The 522-nt window shown below is 66.7% G+C and carries 2 protein-coding genes; both read left to right on the forward strand.

Annotated elements, in window-relative coordinates:
- A partial coding sequence (locus RISW2_RS23140) for a hypothetical protein (protein WP_211238753.1) occupies positions 1-338 on the forward strand: 338 nt, incomplete at its 5' end.
- Positions 320-522, forward strand: a 203-nt coding sequence (locus RISW2_RS23145) for a hypothetical protein (protein ID WP_156944004.1), incomplete at its 3' end; no start/stop codon positions are given. The genes RISW2_RS23140 and RISW2_RS23145, both read left to right, overlap by 19 nt.

Consider the following 522-nt stretch of genomic DNA (forward strand, 5'->3'; position numbering starts at 1 on the left):
CTGCGACCGACGGAAGAGAAGGACCGCCGATGCTCGAACGCCTGACCGCATGGCTTGCGGAGAACGTCTGGATGGTGGTCGCGGTGGTCGGCGGGATCGTCGTCTCGATGGTCACCAGCGAGGAGCACGACCTCAAGAGCAGCGCCGGGCGCATCTGCTCGGGCCTGTTCTTCGCCATCGTGTTCCCGGACCCGATCCTGAACTTCCTCGAGCGCGACCCGGAGACCTACGGCAACGCGCTCGCCGGCCTCCTCGCCATGACCGGCTACGCGATCGCCAAGGCGATCGTCACCTCGGGACCCGCCGACTGGATCGCCGCATGGAGGGGCAAGAAGTGAAGACCGACCTGTCGAACCGGACGATCGGCGTGATGCTGTTCTTCGGGTGGATGACCTGGCTCCTCGCGGAGCCGATGGCCGACATCGTCGACGACTACACCACGCCGCAGCCGTGGTTCCACGCCGAGCTGACGGTCGGCGAGGACGTCGTCCACTACACCCGGGTCATCGAGCGCTGGATGCG

It is taken from the genome of Roseivivax isoporae LMG 25204 (assembly GCF_000521865.1).
Taxonomy (GTDB): Bacteria; Pseudomonadota; Alphaproteobacteria; order Rhodobacterales; family Rhodobacteraceae; genus Roseivivax; species Roseivivax isoporae.